This is a genomic window from Streptomyces sp. NPDC006516 (assembly GCF_040611875.1).
Classification (GTDB): Bacteria; Actinomycetota; Actinomycetes; order Streptomycetales; family Streptomycetaceae; genus Streptomyces.
Window position 1 is genome coordinate 121,124 of sequence record NZ_JBEXPD010000007.1, and the last position, 17,784, is coordinate 138,907.

General features: G+C 71.0%; 15 protein-coding genes. 7 read left to right on the plus strand and 8 right to left on the minus strand.

The window, feature by feature from the left end; all coding sequences use genetic code 11:
- Window positions 1-74: 74 nt before the first annotated feature.
- Together ABZY45_RS20525 and ABZY45_RS20530 are read left to right on the plus strand one after the other, a co-directional pair.
- Window positions 75-932, plus strand: coding sequence for an RNA polymerase sigma factor SigF (locus ABZY45_RS20525; protein ID WP_356741780.1), 858 nt, complete (start codon window positions 75-77; stop codon window positions 930-932).
- Window positions 933-1,166: 234 nt separating this feature from the next.
- Window positions 1,167-2,033, plus strand: a complete 867-nt coding sequence (locus ABZY45_RS20530) for an RNA polymerase sigma factor SigF (RefSeq protein ID WP_104787558.1) — start codon at window positions 1,167-1,169, stop codon at window positions 2,031-2,033.
- A gap of 261 nt (window positions 2,034-2,294) precedes the next feature.
- Here the strand turns inward: ABZY45_RS20530 and ABZY45_RS20535 are convergent, their stop codons facing one another.
- Window positions 2,295-2,510 (minus strand): hypothetical protein, encoded by a 216-nt coding sequence (locus ABZY45_RS20535; protein ID WP_356741782.1) that lies wholly within the window; start codon window positions 2,508-2,510, stop codon window positions 2,295-2,297.
- 326 nt (window positions 2,511-2,836) lie between these two features.
- Here ABZY45_RS20535 and ABZY45_RS20540 point away from each other — a divergent pair, with 326 nt between their 5' ends.
- The 5 genes from ABZY45_RS20540 (at window position 2,837) to ABZY45_RS20560 (ending at window position 8,333) form a co-directional block, all read left to right on the plus strand.
- The gene (locus ABZY45_RS20540) at window positions 2,837-3,349 is read left to right on the plus strand and encodes a MarR family winged helix-turn-helix transcriptional regulator (protein ID WP_356741783.1); all 513 of its coding nucleotides are present in this window, start codon (window positions 2,837-2,839) and stop codon (window positions 3,347-3,349) included.
- A gap of 23 nt (window positions 3,350-3,372) precedes the next feature.
- The gene (locus tag ABZY45_RS20545; protein ID WP_356741784.1) at window positions 3,373-5,874 is read left to right on the plus strand and encodes an MFS transporter; all 2,502 of its coding nucleotides are present in this window, start codon (window positions 3,373-3,375) and stop codon (window positions 5,872-5,874) included.
- A 175-nt stretch (window positions 5,875-6,049) separates the two neighbouring features.
- Window positions 6,050-6,868 (plus strand): YceI family protein, encoded by an 819-nt coding sequence (locus tag ABZY45_RS20550; protein WP_356741786.1) that lies wholly within the window; start codon window positions 6,050-6,052, stop codon window positions 6,866-6,868.
- A 38-nt stretch (window positions 6,869-6,906) separates the two neighbouring features.
- On the plus strand, window positions 6,907-7,377 hold the full coding sequence (locus ABZY45_RS20555) for a PPOX class F420-dependent oxidoreductase (protein WP_356741788.1): 471 nt from the start codon (window positions 6,907-6,909) through the stop codon (window positions 7,375-7,377).
- 8 nt (window positions 7,378-7,385) lie between these two features.
- Window positions 7,386-8,333: an NAD(P)-dependent oxidoreductase gene (locus ABZY45_RS20560; protein ID WP_356741789.1), complete on the plus strand. Its 948-nt coding sequence runs from the start codon at window positions 7,386-7,388 to the stop codon at window positions 8,331-8,333.
- On the opposite strand, the gene ABZY45_RS20565 is transcribed toward ABZY45_RS20560, so the two are convergent.
- The 7 genes from ABZY45_RS20565 to ABZY45_RS20595 all read right to left on the minus strand — a co-directional run bounded on the left by ABZY45_RS20565 (window position 8,327) and on the right by ABZY45_RS20595 (window position 17,762).
- Window positions 8,327-9,118, minus strand: coding sequence for a TetR/AcrR family transcriptional regulator C-terminal domain-containing protein (locus tag ABZY45_RS20565; RefSeq protein ID WP_356741791.1), 792 nt, complete (start codon window positions 9,116-9,118; stop codon window positions 8,327-8,329). The genes ABZY45_RS20560 and ABZY45_RS20565 overlap by 7 nt on opposite strands.
- A gap of 57 nt (window positions 9,119-9,175) precedes the next feature.
- On the minus strand, window positions 9,176-10,696 hold the full coding sequence (locus ABZY45_RS20570; protein ID WP_356741793.1) for an MFS transporter: 1,521 nt from the start codon (window positions 10,694-10,696) through the stop codon (window positions 9,176-9,178).
- 181 nt (window positions 10,697-10,877) lie between these two features.
- The gene (locus tag ABZY45_RS20575) at window positions 10,878-13,037 is read right to left on the minus strand and encodes a glycosyltransferase family 39 protein (protein ID WP_356741795.1); all 2,160 of its coding nucleotides are present in this window, start codon (window positions 13,035-13,037) and stop codon (window positions 10,878-10,880) included.
- Window positions 13,034-14,329 (minus strand): bifunctional glycosyltransferase family 2/GtrA family protein, encoded by a 1,296-nt coding sequence (locus tag ABZY45_RS20580; RefSeq protein WP_356741797.1) that lies wholly within the window; start codon window positions 14,327-14,329, stop codon window positions 13,034-13,036. Before ABZY45_RS20580 ends, ABZY45_RS20575 begins: the two co-directional genes overlap by 4 nt.
- A 100-nt stretch (window positions 14,330-14,429) precedes the next feature.
- A complete protein-coding gene (locus ABZY45_RS20585) occupies window positions 14,430-15,992 on the minus strand; it encodes a HAMP domain-containing sensor histidine kinase (RefSeq protein ID WP_356741798.1) in 1,563 nt (520 codons plus the stop codon).
- 4 nt (window positions 15,993-15,996) lie between these two features.
- Complete coding sequence (locus tag ABZY45_RS20590) at window positions 15,997-16,734, minus strand: response regulator transcription factor (RefSeq protein ID WP_356741800.1); 738 nt, start codon at window positions 16,732-16,734, stop codon at window positions 15,997-15,999.
- 137 nt (window positions 16,735-16,871) lie between these two features.
- The gene (locus ABZY45_RS20595; RefSeq protein ID WP_356741801.1) at window positions 16,872-17,762 is read right to left on the minus strand and encodes an amidohydrolase family protein; all 891 of its coding nucleotides are present in this window, start codon (window positions 17,760-17,762) and stop codon (window positions 16,872-16,874) included.
- Window positions 17,763-17,784: the final 22 nt, after the last annotated feature.

Sequence of the window (17,784 nt, forward strand, 5' to 3'; positions counted from 1 at the left end):
ACCTGTCTTGTGATGCTATGACCGCTTTTGACGGATGAGTTGACCGTAGTTGACCGCAAAGGGGTGGCGACACCGTGCCGGCCAGTACAGCGCCTCAAGTCCCGCCCCAGAACGTCCAGACGGACGACATCCAGACCGAGACACCCGACCCCACGACACCCGCCAGGACCAGGGGGGCGGACACCCGGGCGCTCACCCAGGTGCTGTTCGGGCGGCTCAAGGACCTCGAACCGGGATCACCTGAGCACCACCGGGTGCGTACGGCGCTGATCGAGGCCAACCTGCCGCTCGTGCGGTACGCGGCGGCCCGCTTCCGCAGCCGCAACGAGCCGATGGAGGACGTCGTCCAGGTCGGCACCATCGGCCTGATCAACGCCATCGACCGCTTCGACCCGGAACGCGGCGTCCAGTTCCCGACGTTCGCCATGCCCACCGTGGTCGGCGAGATCAAGCGCTACTTCCGGGACAACGTACGGACCGTGCACGTCCCGCGCCGGCTGCACGAGCTCTGGGTCCAGGTCACCGGCGCGACCGAGGACCTGACGACCGCCCACGGGCGTTCACCGACCACCGCCGAGATCGCCGAGCGGCTCAAGATCTCCGAGGAGGAGGTCCTCGCCTGCATCGAGGCGGGACGCTCGTACCACGCGACCTCGCTCGAAGCGGCACAGGAGGGTGACGGGCTGCCCGGCCTGCTCGACCGGCTCGGCTACGAGGACCCGGCGCTCGCCGGGGTCGAACACCGGGATCTCGTACGGCATCTGCTCGTCCAGCTGCCCGAGCGCGAGCAACGGATCCTGCTGCTGCGCTACTACAACAACCTGACCCAGTCTCAGATCAGCGCGGAACTGGGCGTCTCCCAGATGCACGTGTCAAGGCTTCTGGCCAGAAGTTTCGCCCGATTGCGATCCGCAAACAGGATCGAGGCGTAACCGGAACGGGTAGACCCTCAACGGGCCTGTTCCGGGGGCGTAAATGCCGCACACCCCCTGTTTCCTGCGCAGTTTCAGCGCTGACTTGTCGACTTGTCACTACAGCGTGTTGCCGACATGTGACATTCTGCTGGAACCGCGTTTGCCGCAGCCCCACCGCCGGTATTCAGGTGGAGGCTGCGTTCCTCCGATGGTCGTGGCCACCGCGACCGTCCGCGACCTCAAGGGGGTGGCATGTCCGCAGAACAGGGCAGCTCGAAGGTGCTCACGCTCACGAAGAGCGTGCCGGCACCTGCCGTGCTCACCAGCTCGCCGGAAGCCATCGACACCCGCACCCTGTCCCGCTCCCTGTTCCTGCGGCTCGCCGCGCTGGGTCCCGCTCCGGGCCCCGACGGAACGGACAGCCCTGAGCGGGCCTATGTGCGGGACACACTCATCGAGCTCAACCTCCCGCTCGTGCGGTACGCGGCGGCGCGGTTCCGGAGCCGTAACGAACCGATGGAGGACATCGTCCAGGTCGGCACGATCGGCCTGATCAAGGCGATCGACCGCTTCGACTGCGAACGGGGCGTGGAGTTCCCGACGTTCGCGATGCCGACCGTCGTGGGAGAGATCAAGCGCTTCTTCCGCGACACCTCGTGGTCGGTGCGGGTGCCGCGCCGCCTCCAGGAGCTGCGGCTCGCCCTGACCAAGACCAGCGACGAGCTCGCCCAGAAGCTCGACCGTTCGCCGACGGTGCCTGAGCTGGCCAAGGCGCTGGGGGTCTCCGAGGAGGACGTGGTCGACGGCCTGGCCGTGGGCAACGCCTACACGGCCTCCTCGCTGGACTCGCCGTCCCCCGAGGACGACGGCGGCGAGGGCTCACTGGCGGACCGCCTGGGGTACGAGGACGCGGCGCTGGAAGGCGTCGAGTACCGCGAGTCCCTGAAGCCGCTGCTGGCCAAGCTCGCACCGCGCGAGCGGCAGATCATCATGCTGCGCTTCTTCGCCAACATGACGCAGTCGCAGATCGGCGAGGAGGTCGGCATCTCCCAGATGCACGTCTCCCGGCTGCTGACCCGGACCCTGACCCAGCTCAGGGAAGGGCTCATCGCCGACTGACCTGCCCGGTGCACCGAGACCCGGCCGCCGGGGCATCCTGACCGCTGCCCCGGCGGCCTCCCCGCGTCCGGACCACCGTCCGGACCGCGGGCAGCGTCCCGGGGGGAGCAGACGGACCGGAACGAGAACGCGGCCGCTCCCGCACCGACGAGTCGGTGCGGGAGCGGCCGCGAGGACGGCGCCACGCGCGTGCGCGGACGCCCGCCGGTCCGCGCGCCCCGAGGAGGGGCGGGGCCGGCCGAGACGGATGAGGGCGGACGGTCAGCCGAGCGCGAGCCAGGCGACCGCGCCGAGGACGACGATCACCGCGACGACGGCGACGATCACGCCGGTCTTCGAACCGGACGACGTCGCGGCGGGCCGCGGCCCGCGCTGCGGCTCGCCCTCGTCGACAAACGCGCGGAACATCTGCGTGCTGCCCGCCGGGTCGTGAGTGCCCTCGGGGCCCGGCTGCGGGGCGTGGGGGTTGTGTGCCATGGTCCAGGACCCTAGCGAACGCTGGCCTCCCGCCCAACCCCCGGGCCCACGAGGGGCGATGCCCCTGCTGCCCGTACACGCCCTCTTCACCGTCCGCCGGAGTGCTCCGCACCGCCTCCACGGGCCTTCTCCCCGCCACCGCGCCTGTGGCGAGGAACACATCCGGAGCGGCCCACCCCCTGTGCGCTGCACGCTTGACCCGCCGCCTACGCAGGCTTTTGCGTTCCTTTACTTCTGCAAGCGCCGTTTCGTTTGCCTGCGGCAACCAACCGCTTCTATCGTTGCCCTAAGCAACAAGATGACCCCGTGAGATGGCTGGAGGTCCGGTGGCAGCACGGAGCCAGTACGAAGAACTGGCCCGGCAGCTCAGTGCCGTCGGAGCCGTCAAACGGGGGCTCGCCCGCATCCTGCCCGCCGAGTGTCCCGGTGGCTCGGCCACCGTGCTGACGCTGCTGGCCAAGTACGGGGAGATGCGGATCACCAGGCTCGCCGAGCTCCTGGCCGTGAACATGTCGGTGACCAGCCGTCATGTGGCTCACGCCGTGGAGAACGGCTGGATCGAACGGTCTCCTGACCCGGCGGACAAGAGGTCCCGCATCCTGCGGCTGACCCCCGCCGGTGACGAGCTGCTCGACGAGCTGACCTTGCGGACGACCGAGATGTTCGCGCACAACCTCAACGACTGGACCGACGAGGAAGTCGGTCAGCTCAACACTTTGTTGTCCCGGCTGCGCGACAGCTTCTCCTGTCGTGGCACCGGAGGGTGCACCCCCGGAAGGCACAGCGGCGACTGCCGCTCGGGGCTCTCCGACCATTCGCACACCCGTACACCCGTGTAACAGAAGCAAAGACAAGGAATTTCATGGCTACGACCACACCACCCGGTGTGCGGGGCGGCCACGCCAAGCACGGGGCCGCAGAGGCCCCCGCAGGCGCGCCGATGACACACCGGCAGATCATGGAAGCGCTGACCGGGCTGCTGCTCGGCATGTTCGTCGCGATTCTGTCGTCGACGGTCGTCTCCAACGCCCTGCCGGAGATCATTTCCGACCTCGGCGGCGGCCAGAGCGCCTACACCTGGGTCGTGACGGCCTCGCTGCTGGCCATGACCGCCACCACCCCGCTGTGGGGCAAGCTCGCGGACCTGTTCAGCAAGAAGCTGCTGGTGCAGATCTCCCTGGTCATCTACGTCGGCGGTTCGATAGTCGCCGGCCTGTCGACCAGCAGCGGCATGCTCATCGTCTGCCGTGTGGTGCAGGGCATCGGCGTCGGCGGTCTCTCCGCACTCGCCCAGATCGTGATGGCCGCGATGATCTCCCCGCGTGAGCGCGGGCGCTACAGCGGTTACCTCGGCGCCGTCTTCGCCGTCGCCACCGTCGGCGGCCCGCTGCTCGGCGGCGTCATCACCGACACCAGCTGGATGGGCTGGCGCTGGTGCTTCTACGTGGGTGTGCCGTTCGCGGTCATCGCCCTGATCGTGCTCCAGAAGACCCTGAAGCTTCCCGTGGTCAAGCGCGACGTCAAGGTCGACTGGTCCGGCGCGTTCTTCATCAGCGCCGCGGTCTCCCTGCTGCTGCTCTGGGTGACCTTCGCCGGCGACAAGTACGACTGGATCTCCTGGCAGACCTGGACGATGCTCGGCGGAACCGTCGTGCTCATCGCGCTGTTCCTGCTGATCGAGTCCAAGGCCAGCGAGCCGATCATCCCGCTGCGCCTCTTCCGCAACCGCACCATCACGCTGGCCTCCGCTGCCTCGCTGTTCGTCGGTATCGCGATGTTCGCGGGCACCGTCTTCTTCAGCCAGTACTTCCAGTTGGCGCGGGACAAGTCGCCGACGATGTCCGGCGTCATGACCATCCCGATGATCGCCGGTCTCTTCCTGTCGTCGACGATCTCGGGCCAGATCATCACCAAGACGGGCCGCTGGAAGGCCTGGCTGGTCACCGGTGGCTTCCTGGTCACCGCGGGCCTCGGCCTGCTCGGCACCATCAGGTACGACACCGAGTACTGGCACATCGCGATCTTCATGTTCGTCATGGGCCTCGGCATCGGCATGATGATGCAGAACCTGGTGCTCGCCACGCAGAACCAGGTGGCGCCCTCCGACCTCGGCGCGGCCAGCTCCGTCGTGACGTTCTTCCGCTCCCTCGGTGGTGCGATCGGCGTCTCCGCGCTGGGCGCCGTCCTGGGCAACCGCGTCACCCACTACGTCAAGGACGGCCTCGCCGACCTCGGCCCCGAGGGCGCCGCGCTGGGCCACGGCGGCACGGGCGGCGGGGGCATCCCCGACCTGGACACGCTCCCCGCTCCCTTCCGCACGGTCATGGAGGTCGCCTACGGCCACGGTGTCGGCGACGTCTTCCTGTACGCCGCGCCCGCCGCGCTGGTGGCGTTCGTCCTGACGCTGTTCATCAAGGAGGTCGCCCTGAAGACGAGGGCAGGCAACGACACCGATCCCTCCGACGCCACTGCGGCCACATCGGCCACGGAGTCCGTCGAGGCCACCACCGGCACCGCGCCGGTCGCCGAGGCGGCGTCCGGGATCACCTCGGTCACGGCGACCGAGGAGCCGGCGGTCACGAGCGAGCTCACCGTCCAGGGCACCCCCGTACGCGGCGTGGTGCGCGGCGCCGAGGGCGCACCCGTCGCCCGGGCCGCCGTCACGCTGATCTCGCTGGGCGGCCGGCAGCTGGGGCGCTCCGTCGCCCAGGCCGAGGGCGGATACGTACTGGACGCGCCGGGAGCCGGCAGTTACGTCCTGATCGCGTCGGCCGACGGCTTCCAGCCGCAGGCGTCGACCGTGGTCGTCGGCGACGAGCCGCTGGCCTACGACATCCTGCTCGCCGGCACGAGCGGTCTCTCCGGAGCCGTGCGGTCCGCCGAGGGCGGTGCTCCGGTCGACGGCGCGATGGTCGTCGTGACCGATGTGCGCGGCGATGTGCTGGCCACCGGGGTCTCGGGCGACGCGGGTGAGTTCACCTTCGGTGAGCTCGTCCCCGGCTCGGTGACCGTCGCCGTGACAGCCGCGGGTTACCGTCCGCTGGCCCTGCCGGTGGAGGTCGGCGGCCAGGGTGTCACCCGGGTCGACGTGGCCCTGCGGGCCGGTGCGCTGGTGCGGGGTGTCGTCAGGGCCGGTTCCGGCCGGGCGCCGCTGAACGATGCCCGCGTCACGCTGATCGACGCGGCCGGCAACGTGGTGGCCACCTCGACGACCGGGGAGGACGGGGCGTACGCCTTCACCGACCTGGACGCCGGTGAGTACTCCGTGATCGCGACCGGCTACCCGCCGGTGGCCGCCGCCCTGAGCGTGACCGGCAGCGGAGTCGACGGTCACGACATCGAGCTCGCCCACCCGGGCGAGTAGGAGAGATCCACAAAGACCACTGGCGGAACAGCGCTTCGAGCGGAGAGGCTGTGGCCGCCGGCGGAAATGGGCCCCGTGGCGGGATCGGCAGGCAGGGGACGGCCTGCCGATCCCGCCCGGGGCCCGACTCATCGAGTCGTGCTTCATGAGTGATCGAGCAAGGAGAGAACACGGGATGGGACTTCGCGCACAGGTACGCACGCGGGACGGCTGGGCGGTCCAGCACGCGATCGTGACGGTGACCGACATGACGGGCACCCAGGTGCTCCGGGCCGCCGCCGACGAGAACGGGACCGTCCGCACCGACGACCTCCTGCAGGCCGGCGCGTACACGGTGATCGTCACGGCGGTCGGTTACGCCCCCGCCGCGTCCACCGCGCTCGTCACGGCAAGCGGCCGGGTCGAGGCCGGCACCGTGGTGCTGGCCCGACAGGGCGGTGTGGAACTGCCGCCTCCGGGCACCTGGTCGCTCGATCCGGTGCACTCGTCCGTGGCAGCGGTCGCGCAGCACCTGGGGATCTCCAGCGTGCACGGCAGGTTCACCGACTTCGGTGGCCGGATCGAGATCGCCGAGGACGTCCAGCGCTCCCGCGTGGACGCCTTCATCGCGTCCACCAGCATCGACACCGGCAACGCCATGCGGGACAAGCACCTGCGCTCGGCGGACTTCCTCGACGTGGAGAGGTTCCCGGAGATCACCTACCGCTCGCGGGCGCTGACCCCCGCCGGCCCCGACCGGTGGACCGTGCACGGCGTGCTCACGATGCACGGCGTCGCCCGCGACGTGGACCTGGATCTCAGCTACCTGGGCACCGGGCCCGACCCGTGGGGCGGGGTGCGGGCCGCCTTCCACGCCAGCGCCGAACTGCGACGCGACGACTTCGCCATGAACTACAACCAGGTCGTGCAGGCGGGGATCTCCGCGATCGGCACCACCCTGCGCGTGGAGCTCGACATCCAGGCCGTTCAGGGCGACTCGGCCCAGGCCCGGTAGACGGTCCAGGGCCGGGACCAGGGCCTAGGGTTGGACGCATGGCAACCGACATCGCGACCAACACCGCCGTGGAGCTCGCAGAACTGCTGGACTTCGTGCGGCCGAGGCACAGGGCGATCCTGCTGACCACCCGGTCCGACGGCCGCCCCCAGGGGTCGCCGCTCACCTGCGGCGTCGACGACGCCGGCCGGATCGTCGTGTCGACCTACCCCGAACGGGCCAAGACCCGCAACGCGAAGCGGGACGAGCGGGTGAGCGTCATCGTCCTCTCGGACGAGTGGAACGGCCCCTGGGTCCAGATCGACGGTTCGGCCGAGGTGATCGACTCGCCGGAGTCGGTCGAGCCCCTCGTCGAGTACTTCCGCAACATCTCCGGCGAACACCCGGACTGGGACGAGTACCGGGCGGCGATGGTCAAGCAGGGGAAGTCCATCATCCGGATCACCCCGGAGCGCTGGGGCCCCGTCGCCACCGGCGGTTTCCCGGCCCGCCTCGCGGACGGCGGCTGAGCGTAAAGATGGAACCGCCCCACCCGGGTCCGCTCGCACTGGCCCGGCTGCTGACCTCTCCGTCCGTGAGCCCGACCGTGATCCGTGAGCTGGAACGGATCACCGGCCGGCCCGCCCTGCCCGCGCACGCGGCGGTGCCCGACGGGCCTTACGTGTACGTCGGGGACTCGCTGCCCGAGGCGCACCGGACGCCGTCGCTGCTGTGGTTCCACAGCGTCAACGCCGGTACGGACGCGCTGCTCTCCGCCGGGGCCTGGCCCGAAGGGGCCCTGCTGACACGGACGGTGGGGCGGATGGGCGAGCGGATCGCCCAGTACGTGCTGGGCTGGGTGCTCGCCGAGTGCCAGGCCGTCCCGCTCCACGCCGCCCAGCACGCCCGGGCCGAGTGGCGCCGCCTCCCGTCCGAACTCGCCGCGGGCCGCACCGCCGTCGTCCACGGCACCGGTCGCATCGGCTCCGCGGTCGGCGGGCTGCTGCGCGCGTGCGGCCTGCGCACCGTGGGCGTCGGCCGCATGGCGCGCGGGACGGCTCCCGGATTCGATCTGGTGGTGACGGCCGGTTCCGACGAGGAGGCCGCGGCGCTGGCTGAGGCCCGGTGGGTGGTGTCCACCCTCCCCTCGACCGCGGCCACGGAACGCTTCTACGGCAGCGGCCGGTTCACGGCGATGGAGGGAGCGACGTTCATCAACGTGGGCCGGGGCGCGACCGTCGACATGGCCGCGCTGGAGACCGCGCTCCACGCCGGGACGGTGCGCGGGGCGGTCCTGGACGTGCTGCCCGACGAACCCGCCGCCTCCGGGGACCCCGTGTGGCGCCTGCCGCGCACGGTGATCACCTCGCACTCGGCGGGCATCACGGCCGACGAGGACGTCGTGGCCGACTTCGCATCCTGCTGGGCGGCGGTCAAGGACCGGCGCATCCCGGCACTGGCGGTGGACACACGGCGCGGCTACTGAGCGCCGGGCGCACCGCCCGGTCGCACAGGGCGGCCGCACATCGCCTCGATGCCGGCGATCATGAGGTCCAGCGCGACCTCGAAGTCCCGCTCGCGCATCTCCTCCACCGTGTTCCCGCCGCGGGCGTCCATCAGGTCCTCCGAGGGCTCCATGGCCTTCTTGAGCTCCGGATCCGCGCGGATGGTGCCCATGGCCCGCTGGTAGTACTCGTCCTGGCTGAGCCCCGCCGCCACCGTGCGCTGCACGAAGTGCCCCTCGGTGGAGCCGAATCCGTAGACGAACTGGAAGACGGCCGCCATCGCCCCCGTCCGTGCCGCCGGGGACAGTCCGGTGGCCCGGATGACGTCCTGGACGGCGTACGAGAAGAGCATCGAGTGGGGGCCGATGTTCAGGAAGCTGCCGATGAGCGCCGACACCCAGGGGTGGCGGACCAGCAGCTTGCGGTAGTGGGAGGCCAGTTCACGCAGCCGGTCCCGCCAGTCGGCGTCCTCCGGCGTGGCCGGAAGCTCGCCGAAGACGGTGTCCAGGGCGAGTTCCAGCAGGTCGTCCTTGGTGTCGACGTACCAGTAGAGGGACATCGCCGTGACGTCCAGCTCGGCGGCGAGGCGCCGCATCGAGAACCCGGCCAGGCCCTCGGCGTCCAGCAGCCGCACGCTCGCCGCCGTGATCCGCTCCCGGTCGAGACCGGCCGGCTGGTCCGTCCTGCGCGTGCGCGACGGTGTCCGCCGGTCCAGCCACACACTGACCCGCGAAGGGTTCTTCACACGGTCTGCGGCGGAACCCATGACACACGCTCCTCGTCGTACGGCGGCACTCCTGTGTACCGGTACCCCCGTCCGATGCTATGCCCGCCCCCGGGGCTCCCGGTCCGTGTCCGCGCGCTCAGCCCTCCGCAGCAGGGCCGCGGCCAGGAGTCCCCCGGCCAGGACCGCGAACGCGCCGACGAGCTGGCTGGTCCCCAGACCAGAGGCGAACGCGTCGGTGATGCGCTCCCGCTCGGAGGGCCCGTCCGCCACGGAGAGCACCGCGGGCAGCGAGGCCGCACCGACGGCGCCCGGGACGAGCGCGGAGAAGCGCGAGTTGAGTACGGCGCCGAGCACCGCGACCCCGAGCCCGTTGCCGAATTCGGCGAGCGTCCCGTTCACCCCGGCGCCCACCCCCGCCTTCTCCGGCGGGATGGAACTCATGATCGCGTTGGCCATCGCGGGCATGGCGAGCGCGATGCCCGCCCCCATCACGACCAGGCCGAGCAGCAGACCGCCGTATCCATGACCGCCCAGCAGCGCGATGGCCCCGAGCCCCACGGAGAGCAGGCCCATCCCCACGGCGATGGTGACGGGCGTCCCCGTCCGCATGACGACCCGGGCGCCGATCCCCGTGAGGTTGAGCGCGACGACGGTGAGGGCGAGCGGCGCGGTGCGCAGGCCCGCCTCCAGCGGCTCGTAACCGAGGACGAACTGCAGATGCTGGGTGAGCAGGAAGAGCGAGCCGGTCATCCCGAAGGCGACGAGGATCGCTCCCGCTACCGCGCCGGTGAACCGCTGGTTGCGGAAGAAGTGCATGTCCAGCATGGGGTGGGGGATGTGGAGCTCCCAGAGGACGAACCCGGTGAGCACCGCGACCCCGGCGAAGGCGGTCAGCAGGACCTCGCCGGAGCCCCAGCCGTGTTCCGGGCCGGAGATGATCGCGTACACGACCGCCGTCATGCCGACCGTGGAGAGCAGGGCGCCGAACAGGTCGGGGCGGTCGCCGCTGGGGTTCTTGGACTCCGGGACGAGCCGCACGACGGCGATCAGGCCGATGACCGCCACCGGGATGTTGATCAGGAAGATCGCGCCCCACCAGAAGTGGGCCAGCATCGCCCCGCCGAGCAGCGGACCGGCCGCGAAGCCCAGGGAGTTGACGGTCGACCAGATACCGATCGCCTTGACGCGCTCGGTGTCGTCGAAGATCTGGACGACGACGGAGAGGGTGGTCGTCATCAGCAGCGCGCCTCCGACGCCCATCCCCGCGCGGGCGGCGATCAGCTGCCCGGAGGACTGCGCGAGTCCGGCCGCCAGCGAACCGGCCCCGAAGACGACGAGCCCCGCTACCAGGAGCTTCTTGCGTCCGTAGCGGTCCGAGGCGCTGCCCGCGGTGATCAGCAGACCCGACTGGACGAGGGCGTAGGCGTTGATCATCCACTGCACGTCGGCGGTGGAGGCGTCGAGTTCGGTGGTGAGTGAGGGGATCGCGACGTTCAGGACGGTGTTGTCGAGCAGCACCGTGAGCTGGGCGAGGCAGATGACACCCAGGATCAGCCAGCGCCGCGCGTGGCCGTTGCGGGGTGCGAGGTCGTTCTGCTCGGCGGCGGTCGCCGTCATGCGGGCTCCTGGTTCCGGTGCGCTTGTACGGTGTACGGGACGATTACCCATACACCGTATGGCAGTCCTGTACGCCGTACAACCCAGTTGTGCGGCAAGGTGCCCGAAGCGCGAGAGAGGGCGGTGGCCCGGGGTTCACCCGGCGCCACCGCCCTCTCGCCGCTTCCGCTCGGCTTCGGTCCTACTCGGCGCCGACCGGCCGGGTGAGGTCGTAGAAGGTCGCGCTGCCCACCGTCACCTCCTCGAAGTTCTCCTCCACCCACGACGAGATCCGGGACGAGGTCCCCTCGCCGCCCGCGCCGCCGCCCATGCCTCCCGAGACGAAGTAGTGGATCTCGCCGTCCTCCACGTACTTCTTGAACTGCGTGAGCGTCGGGGACGGGTCGCTGCCGTTGAAGCCGCCGATCGCCATCACCGGGTCGCCGGTGGCGAGCTGGTAACTCGCGGCGTTCTGCGAGCCGATGGCTGCGGCCGTCCAGGTGTAGGCGTCGGCGTTCTGCTGCAACAGGGTCTTGGCCTCGGAGTCGACGGAAGCACCGTTGAGCAGACCGCCCATGCCGCCGCCACCCGCACCGCCTTCACCCGTACCGCCACCGGGCATCGCGCCGCGAGCCTGGTCCTGGGACTGCTGGGACGGCCGGCCCTGGCCGGGAGGCGTTCCGCCGCCGGGGAAGCCTCCGCCCTGCTGTGTGCCCTGGCCGGGAGGCTGCATGCCGCCGCCGGGACCGCCGCCGTCGCCACCACCGGGGGCGCCGCCCCGGCCGCCCCCGGGACCGCCCGTGCTCGAACCCGACGGGCCCGCCGTGACGATCGAGCCCTGGTGCCCGGTGTTCAGCGTGCTGACGGTGTACGCGGTCGGCCCGGCCAGCGAGGCCGCGAGGCCGAGCCCTGCCACGCCCAGCGTGAGTGCCCGGCCGAGCCTGGCCGCGAGCAGCAGCCCGACGGCGGCCACGAGACCGCCGGCCAGGACCGCCCAGCGCAGCCAGGGGACGTGGTCAGGCGTGCGCCCCAGCAGGACGTACGACCACACGGCCGTCACCGCGACGGTCACGCCGAGCGCGGCTCCCGCCCACCACTTGCCGCGTTCCTCCCAGAGGACCGTGGCGCCCATGCCGGTCAGTGCGGCGACGTAGGGCGCCAGCGCCACCGTGTAGTACTGGTGGAAGATGCCGGCCATGAAGCTGAAGACGAGAGCCGTCATCAGCAGCGAACCGCCCCAGGCGAGGAACGCCGCACGGGCCGTGTCCGTCCGCCCGGCCCGCCAGGTCAGCCAGACGCCCGCGACCAGCAGGATCAGTGCGGCGGGCAGCAGCCACGAGATCTGGCCGCCGATCTCGGAGTTGAACATCCGGCCGATGCCGGTCTCGCCCCAGCCGCCGCCCTGGCCGCCGCCACCGCCGCCTCCGACGCTGCCGGTCTCCTCGCCGTTGATCCGGCCGAGTCCGTTGTAGCCGAAGGTGAGTTCCAGGAAGGAGTTGTTCTGCGAACCGCCGATGTACGGGCGCGAGGAGGCGGGCCACAGCTCGACGATCGCCACCCACCAGCCGCCGGAGACGATCATCGCCAGCGCGGCCAGGCCGATCTGCCCGAACCTCTTCCGTACGGAGACCGGAGCGAACACCGCGTACAGCACGGCCAGCGGCGGCAGGATCAGGAACGCCTGCAAGGTCTTCGAGAGGAAGGCGAGGCCCACCGCGACACCCGCCCAGACCAGCCACTTCGTCCGGCCGCCCTCCATGGCGCGGAGCACGCAGTAGACCGTGACGGTCATCAGCAGCGCGAGCAGTGCGTCGGGGTTGTTGAAGCGGAACATCAGCGCGGCGACCGGGGTCGAGGCGAAGACCACCATCGTGATCAGCCCGGCCGCGGCGCTGAAGCGGCGCCGCACGGCCGCGTACAGGACACCCGCCGTGGCGACGCCCATCAGCACCTGGGGCGCGAGGATCGCCCAGGAGCTCAGGCCGAAGATCCGCACCGACAGGGCCATCGGCCACAGCGTCGCCGGGGGCTTGTCGACGGTGATCGCGTTCGCGGAGTCCAGCGAGCCGAAGAAGAAGGCCTTCCAGCTCTGGCTGCCTGCCTGCACGGCCGCGGAGTAGAAGGAGTTGGCGTAACCGGAGGCGCTCAGATTCCACAGGTACGCGAGCGCGATGACCAGCAGCAGGCCGAGGAAGGCGGGCCGCACCCACCGCGGGTCCTCGGGCCTGCCCCGGCGCACGCGCCGCGACAGCGGCTCCCTGCGGCCCGCGGCGTGAGCGTGCGGAACCGGGGTGCCGGGCGGGGTGCCCGGCAGAGTCCCGGGTGGGGCCTGCCCATGGTCGGAGTGCGTAGCGGCGGTCATCGGGCGTCCCTCAGTTCATGTGCGGAGCCCTTGCGGGCGTCCTGGTGGGCATGGCGCCGGTCGGGGAAGACCCAGGCACGGAAGAGCAGGAACCGCAGCACCGTTGCCGCGAGGTTGGCCGCGATCAGCACGGCGAGTTCGGTGCCGTGCGACGCCGCTCCGGACGCCGTGCCCAGTGCGGCGAGCGAGCCGCTGGTGAGGGCGAGCCCGATCGCGAAGACGACGAGCCCCTGAGCCTGGTGGCGCACCGCACCGCCCCGGCCGCGCACGCCGAAGGTGAGCCTCCGGTTCGCCGCGGTGTTGGCGACGGCGGAGACCAGGAGCGCCCCGGCGTTGGCGAACTGCGCGCCGAGGCCCAGCCGGAAGAGGGAGTACAGGGCGAGGTAGACCAGAGTGGAGAGCACGCCCACGACGCAGAACCCGACCAGCTGCCGGGCGAGCCCGCGCGGCACCCCCGGCACGGCGCGGTCGCGCGGGTCGTCCCCGAAGGGCCTTGCCAGCCGGTCGAGCGGCAGCGCGCCGGTGGCCAGGGCCCGGCCGACCCGCCAGACGCCCTTCAGGTCCTCGGTGGCGGTCTGCACGATGTGCACGGTGGAGTCCGGGTCGTCCACCCAGTCGACCGGCACCTCGTGGATGCGCAGCCCGGCCCGCTCGGCGAGCACCAGCATCTCGGTGTCGAAGAACCAGCCGGTGTCCTCGACCATCGGCAGCAGCCGCTGCGCGACCTCGCGCCGTATGGCCTTGAAGCCGCACTGGGCGTCGCTGAACCTGGCGGACAGCGAGGAGCGCAGGATGAGGTTGTACGCCCGCGAGATGAACTCCCGTTTCGATCCCCGCACGACGCGGGAACTACGGGCGAGGCGCGAGCCGATGGCCAGGTCGGAGTGGCCCGAGATCAACGGGGCGACCAGCGGCAGGAGGGCGTTGAGGTCGGTCGAGAGGTCGACGTCCATGTAGGCCAGGACCGGGGCGTCCGAGTGGGACCACACCGTCCGCAGGGCCCGGCCCCGGCCCTTCTCCTCCAGCCGGTACGACCTGACCTCCGGGATCAGGGCCGCGAGCCGGTCCGCCACCCGCGGCGTACGGTCGGTGCTCGCGTTGTCCGCGACGGTGATCCGGAAGCCGTAGGGAAACGTCCGCGCCAGGTGGTCGTGCAGGCGCAGTACACACGTTTCGAGGTCCTTCTCCTCGTTGTGGACGGGGACCACGACGTCGAGTACGGGAGCGCCGACCGCTGCGGCCAGGAGATGTTCCCGGGCCGGCAGGGTGCTCCAAGGAGTGTCGGTTCGCATGACACAGACACTCGCCAACCGCGCTGTCACATCCGTGTGCTGCGCCTGTGGTCCGCCTGTGAGTGCGCGGAAGATCTGGCGGCAAGACTGTTTTCCCAGGTCAGAGCGGTGACATCGGCAACGCTCCGCCAGCTTGCCCCGCCCTGGCCGGTACCGCTGGGCAGGGCAGGTGGACGGCGAACACCGTGTTCCCCGGCACCGACCGCACCTCGACCAGGCCGCCGTGGGCGGCCACCACGGCCTGCACGATGGCCAGGCCGAGCCCGGTCGACCCGGCGTGACGGGAGCGCGAGGCGTCGCCGCGCGCGAACCGCTCGAAGACACGGGGCTGGAGCTCGGACGGGATTCCCGGTCCGTCGTCCTGGACCTCCAGGGTCACCCAGGGCACCTCCCCGCCCGCCTGACGCACGCGGACCGTGACGGTCGTCCCGGGCGGGGTGTGCGTACGGGCGTTGGCCAGGAGATTCACCAGCACCTGCTGAATCCTGGTCGCGTCGGCCCGTACCGTCGTGGGCACGTCGGGCAGCTCAAGCCGCCAGTGATGGGTCGCACCGGAGGCGCCGTCGGCCGCCCGGTCCGCGGCGCGCGCGTCGCTCACGGCGTCGATGACCAGCGGTGAGAGATCGGTGCTCTCGTACGAGAGCGGCCGTCCGGCATCGAGCCGGGCGAGGAGGAGCAGGTCCTCGACCATGCCCGTCATCCGTTCCGCCTCGGACTCGATCCGCCCCAGAGCGTGCCGCGTGTCAGGTCCGGCGTTCTCCCGTCCGCGCCGGGTCAGTTCGGCGTATCCGCGGATCGAGGCGAGCGGTGTACGCAGCTCATGGCTGGCGTCCGCGACGAACTGCCGCACCCGCATCTCGCTCTTCTGCCGCGCGTCCAGCGCCGAACCGACGTGTCCCAGCATCCGGTTGAGCGCCGCCCCGACCTGACCGACCTCGGTACGCGGATCGGCCTCGGTGTCGGGAACCCGTACCAGCAGGGCCACCTCACCGCTGTGCAGCGGAAGTTCGGAGACCCGGGTCGCGGTGGCCGCCACCCTGCGCAGCGGGCGCAGAGCCACACCGACCATCGCGGCACCGGCGATCCCGGCGGCGATGAGCCCGGCAGCCGTCACACAGACCTCGACGACGATCAGGGTGTTGACGGCCTTGTCCACCTCGGCCGTGGGGATGCCGACAAGGACGAACGTGTCCGCGTCCTTCGGGACGACCTGCACGCGGTAGCCGCCCAGGCCGGGAAGCTCGACGTCATGGGCTTCGCCGTCCGGAGGCACGTCGGCGGCTTCGAGGGCGTCCTGTTGTGCGCCGGTCAGCTCCTCGGCGCTCTCCCGGGCGTCCGGCCCCTTGATCACCTTCGAGGCGGTGACGGAACCGCCGGAGACCACGGCCCCGAACGTGTCGGGCGTGCCCCTGCCGATGAAGGCCAGCGGCTCCTCGTCGCTCGCAGGACCGCCCGGGGCGATCTTGCCGCTGCCCGGCGGGGGCTGCTGGGCCACCCTCGCGATGTCGCGCAACTGGCCGTCCAGCTTCCCGGCCATGTAGCTCTGGAAGGCGATGGCGGTGACCGAACCGATCACGGCGGCGACCACCGCGATGAGCGTCACCGCGTACACGACGAGGCGGGTGCGGAGCGTCCAGGGGCGGCGCGTGCTCTTCCCGCTCACGGAGTCACTCACCCGGCTTGATGAGATACCCCGCCCCGCGCCGGGTGTGGATCATCGGGGAGCGCCCCGCGTCGATCTTCTTGCGCAGATACGAGATGTACAGCTCGACGACGTTGGCCTGGCCCCCGAAGTCGTAGTTCCAGACCCGGTCCAGAATCTGTGCCTTGCTCAGCACCCGGCGCGGATTGCGCATCAGGAAGCGCAGCAGCTCGAACTCGGTCGCCGTGAGGTGGATCGAGTCGTCCCCCCGGCTCACCTCGTGGCTGTCCTCGTCCAGCACCAGGTCACCGACGGCGAGTGTCGACTCGCTGCGCACCGCGGCCGTTCCGGAGCGGCGGATCAGCCCGCGCAGCCGTGCCACGACCTCCTCCAGGCTGAACGGCTTGGTGACGTAGTCGTCGCCCCCCGCCGTGAGCCCGGCGATCCGGTCCTCGACGGAGTCCCGCGCGGTCAGGAACAGCACGGGCACGTCGGACAGCTCGCGCCGGAGCCTGCCCAGCACGGCGAGCCCGTCCATGTCGGGAAGCATCACGTCGAGCACCACCGCGTCAGGGCGGAAGTCGCGTGCCGTACGGAGCGCGCCGGCACCGTCCCCCGCGCTGCGCACGTCCCAGCCCTCGTAACGCAGGGCCATGGACAAGAGCTCGGCGAGCGGAGCCTCGTCGTCCACCACCAGTACGCGTACGGGGTTGCGGTCCGGCCTGAGGAGTTCGGTGCGCCCCTGGGGCGAGGTCGTCGTCATGGCCCAAGCCTGTGAGACGGCCGTGAGAGAGGCCTTTCGCCTACCTGTGAATTTCCTGAGAAAGGGCCGTCTCCGGCGTCCCGCCCAGCAGGAACACCCACTTCAGCTCAAGCATGAACAGCCACTTGTACAGCGCTTCACCCCAGCCGGAACAGCTCGCTCGCGTTCCCGTGACAGACCGCCCGCAGCCACGCGTCGCCCATCCCCAGCCGCTCCAGGGAACGCAGCTGGTGGGCGTACGCGTACGGGATGTTCGGAAAGTCCGTGCCCAGCAGGATACGGTCCCCCAGATCCGCGAGCCGCCCACGTTGCCCGGCGGGGAAGGGCGTGAGGCCCTCGGTGAAGTCGGTGAACGCCATCGTCGTGTCGAGCCGCACCTCGGGATACTCGGCCGCGAGCGTCAGGAACTCCGCGTACTCCGGCATCCCCATGTGCGCGACCACCAGGCGCAGCCGCGGATGCCGGGCCAGCAGCCGGGCGATCGGCTCAGGCCCCGTGTACGCGCCGGGCGCAGGACCGGAACCGCAGTGCGTGACCACCGGGACCCCGGCCTCCGCGAGCAGCCCCCACACCGGATCCAGCAGCGGATCGTTCGGGTCGTACGCCCCCACCTGCAGGTGGGCCTTGAAGACGCGCGCCCCCGCCTCGACCGCCTCGCGCACGTACACCCGCGCCTCCTCCTCCGGGAAGAAGGTCGCGGTGTGCAGGCAGTCGGGCACCCTGGCCGCGAAGCCGGCGGCCCAGCCGTTCAGCCACGCCGCCATGCCGGGCTTGTGCGGGTAGAGCATCGAGGTGAAGCGGAGGACGCCGAACGAGCGCAGCAGCGCGAGGCGTTCGTCCTCGTCCTGCCGGTAGGTGATGGGCCACTCCAGACCGGTCAGCGGGCCCGCCGAGTCGAAGTACGCCCACACCTTGCGGAGCACCCGCTCCGGCATGAAGTGCGTGTGTACGTCGATGATCCCGGGCAGCCCGAGCCGCTGCCAGAACCGCACGACGTCATCACGGTCACGGTCGTCGCTGCTGCTCATCCGCCCCACCTGCCTCGTGCGC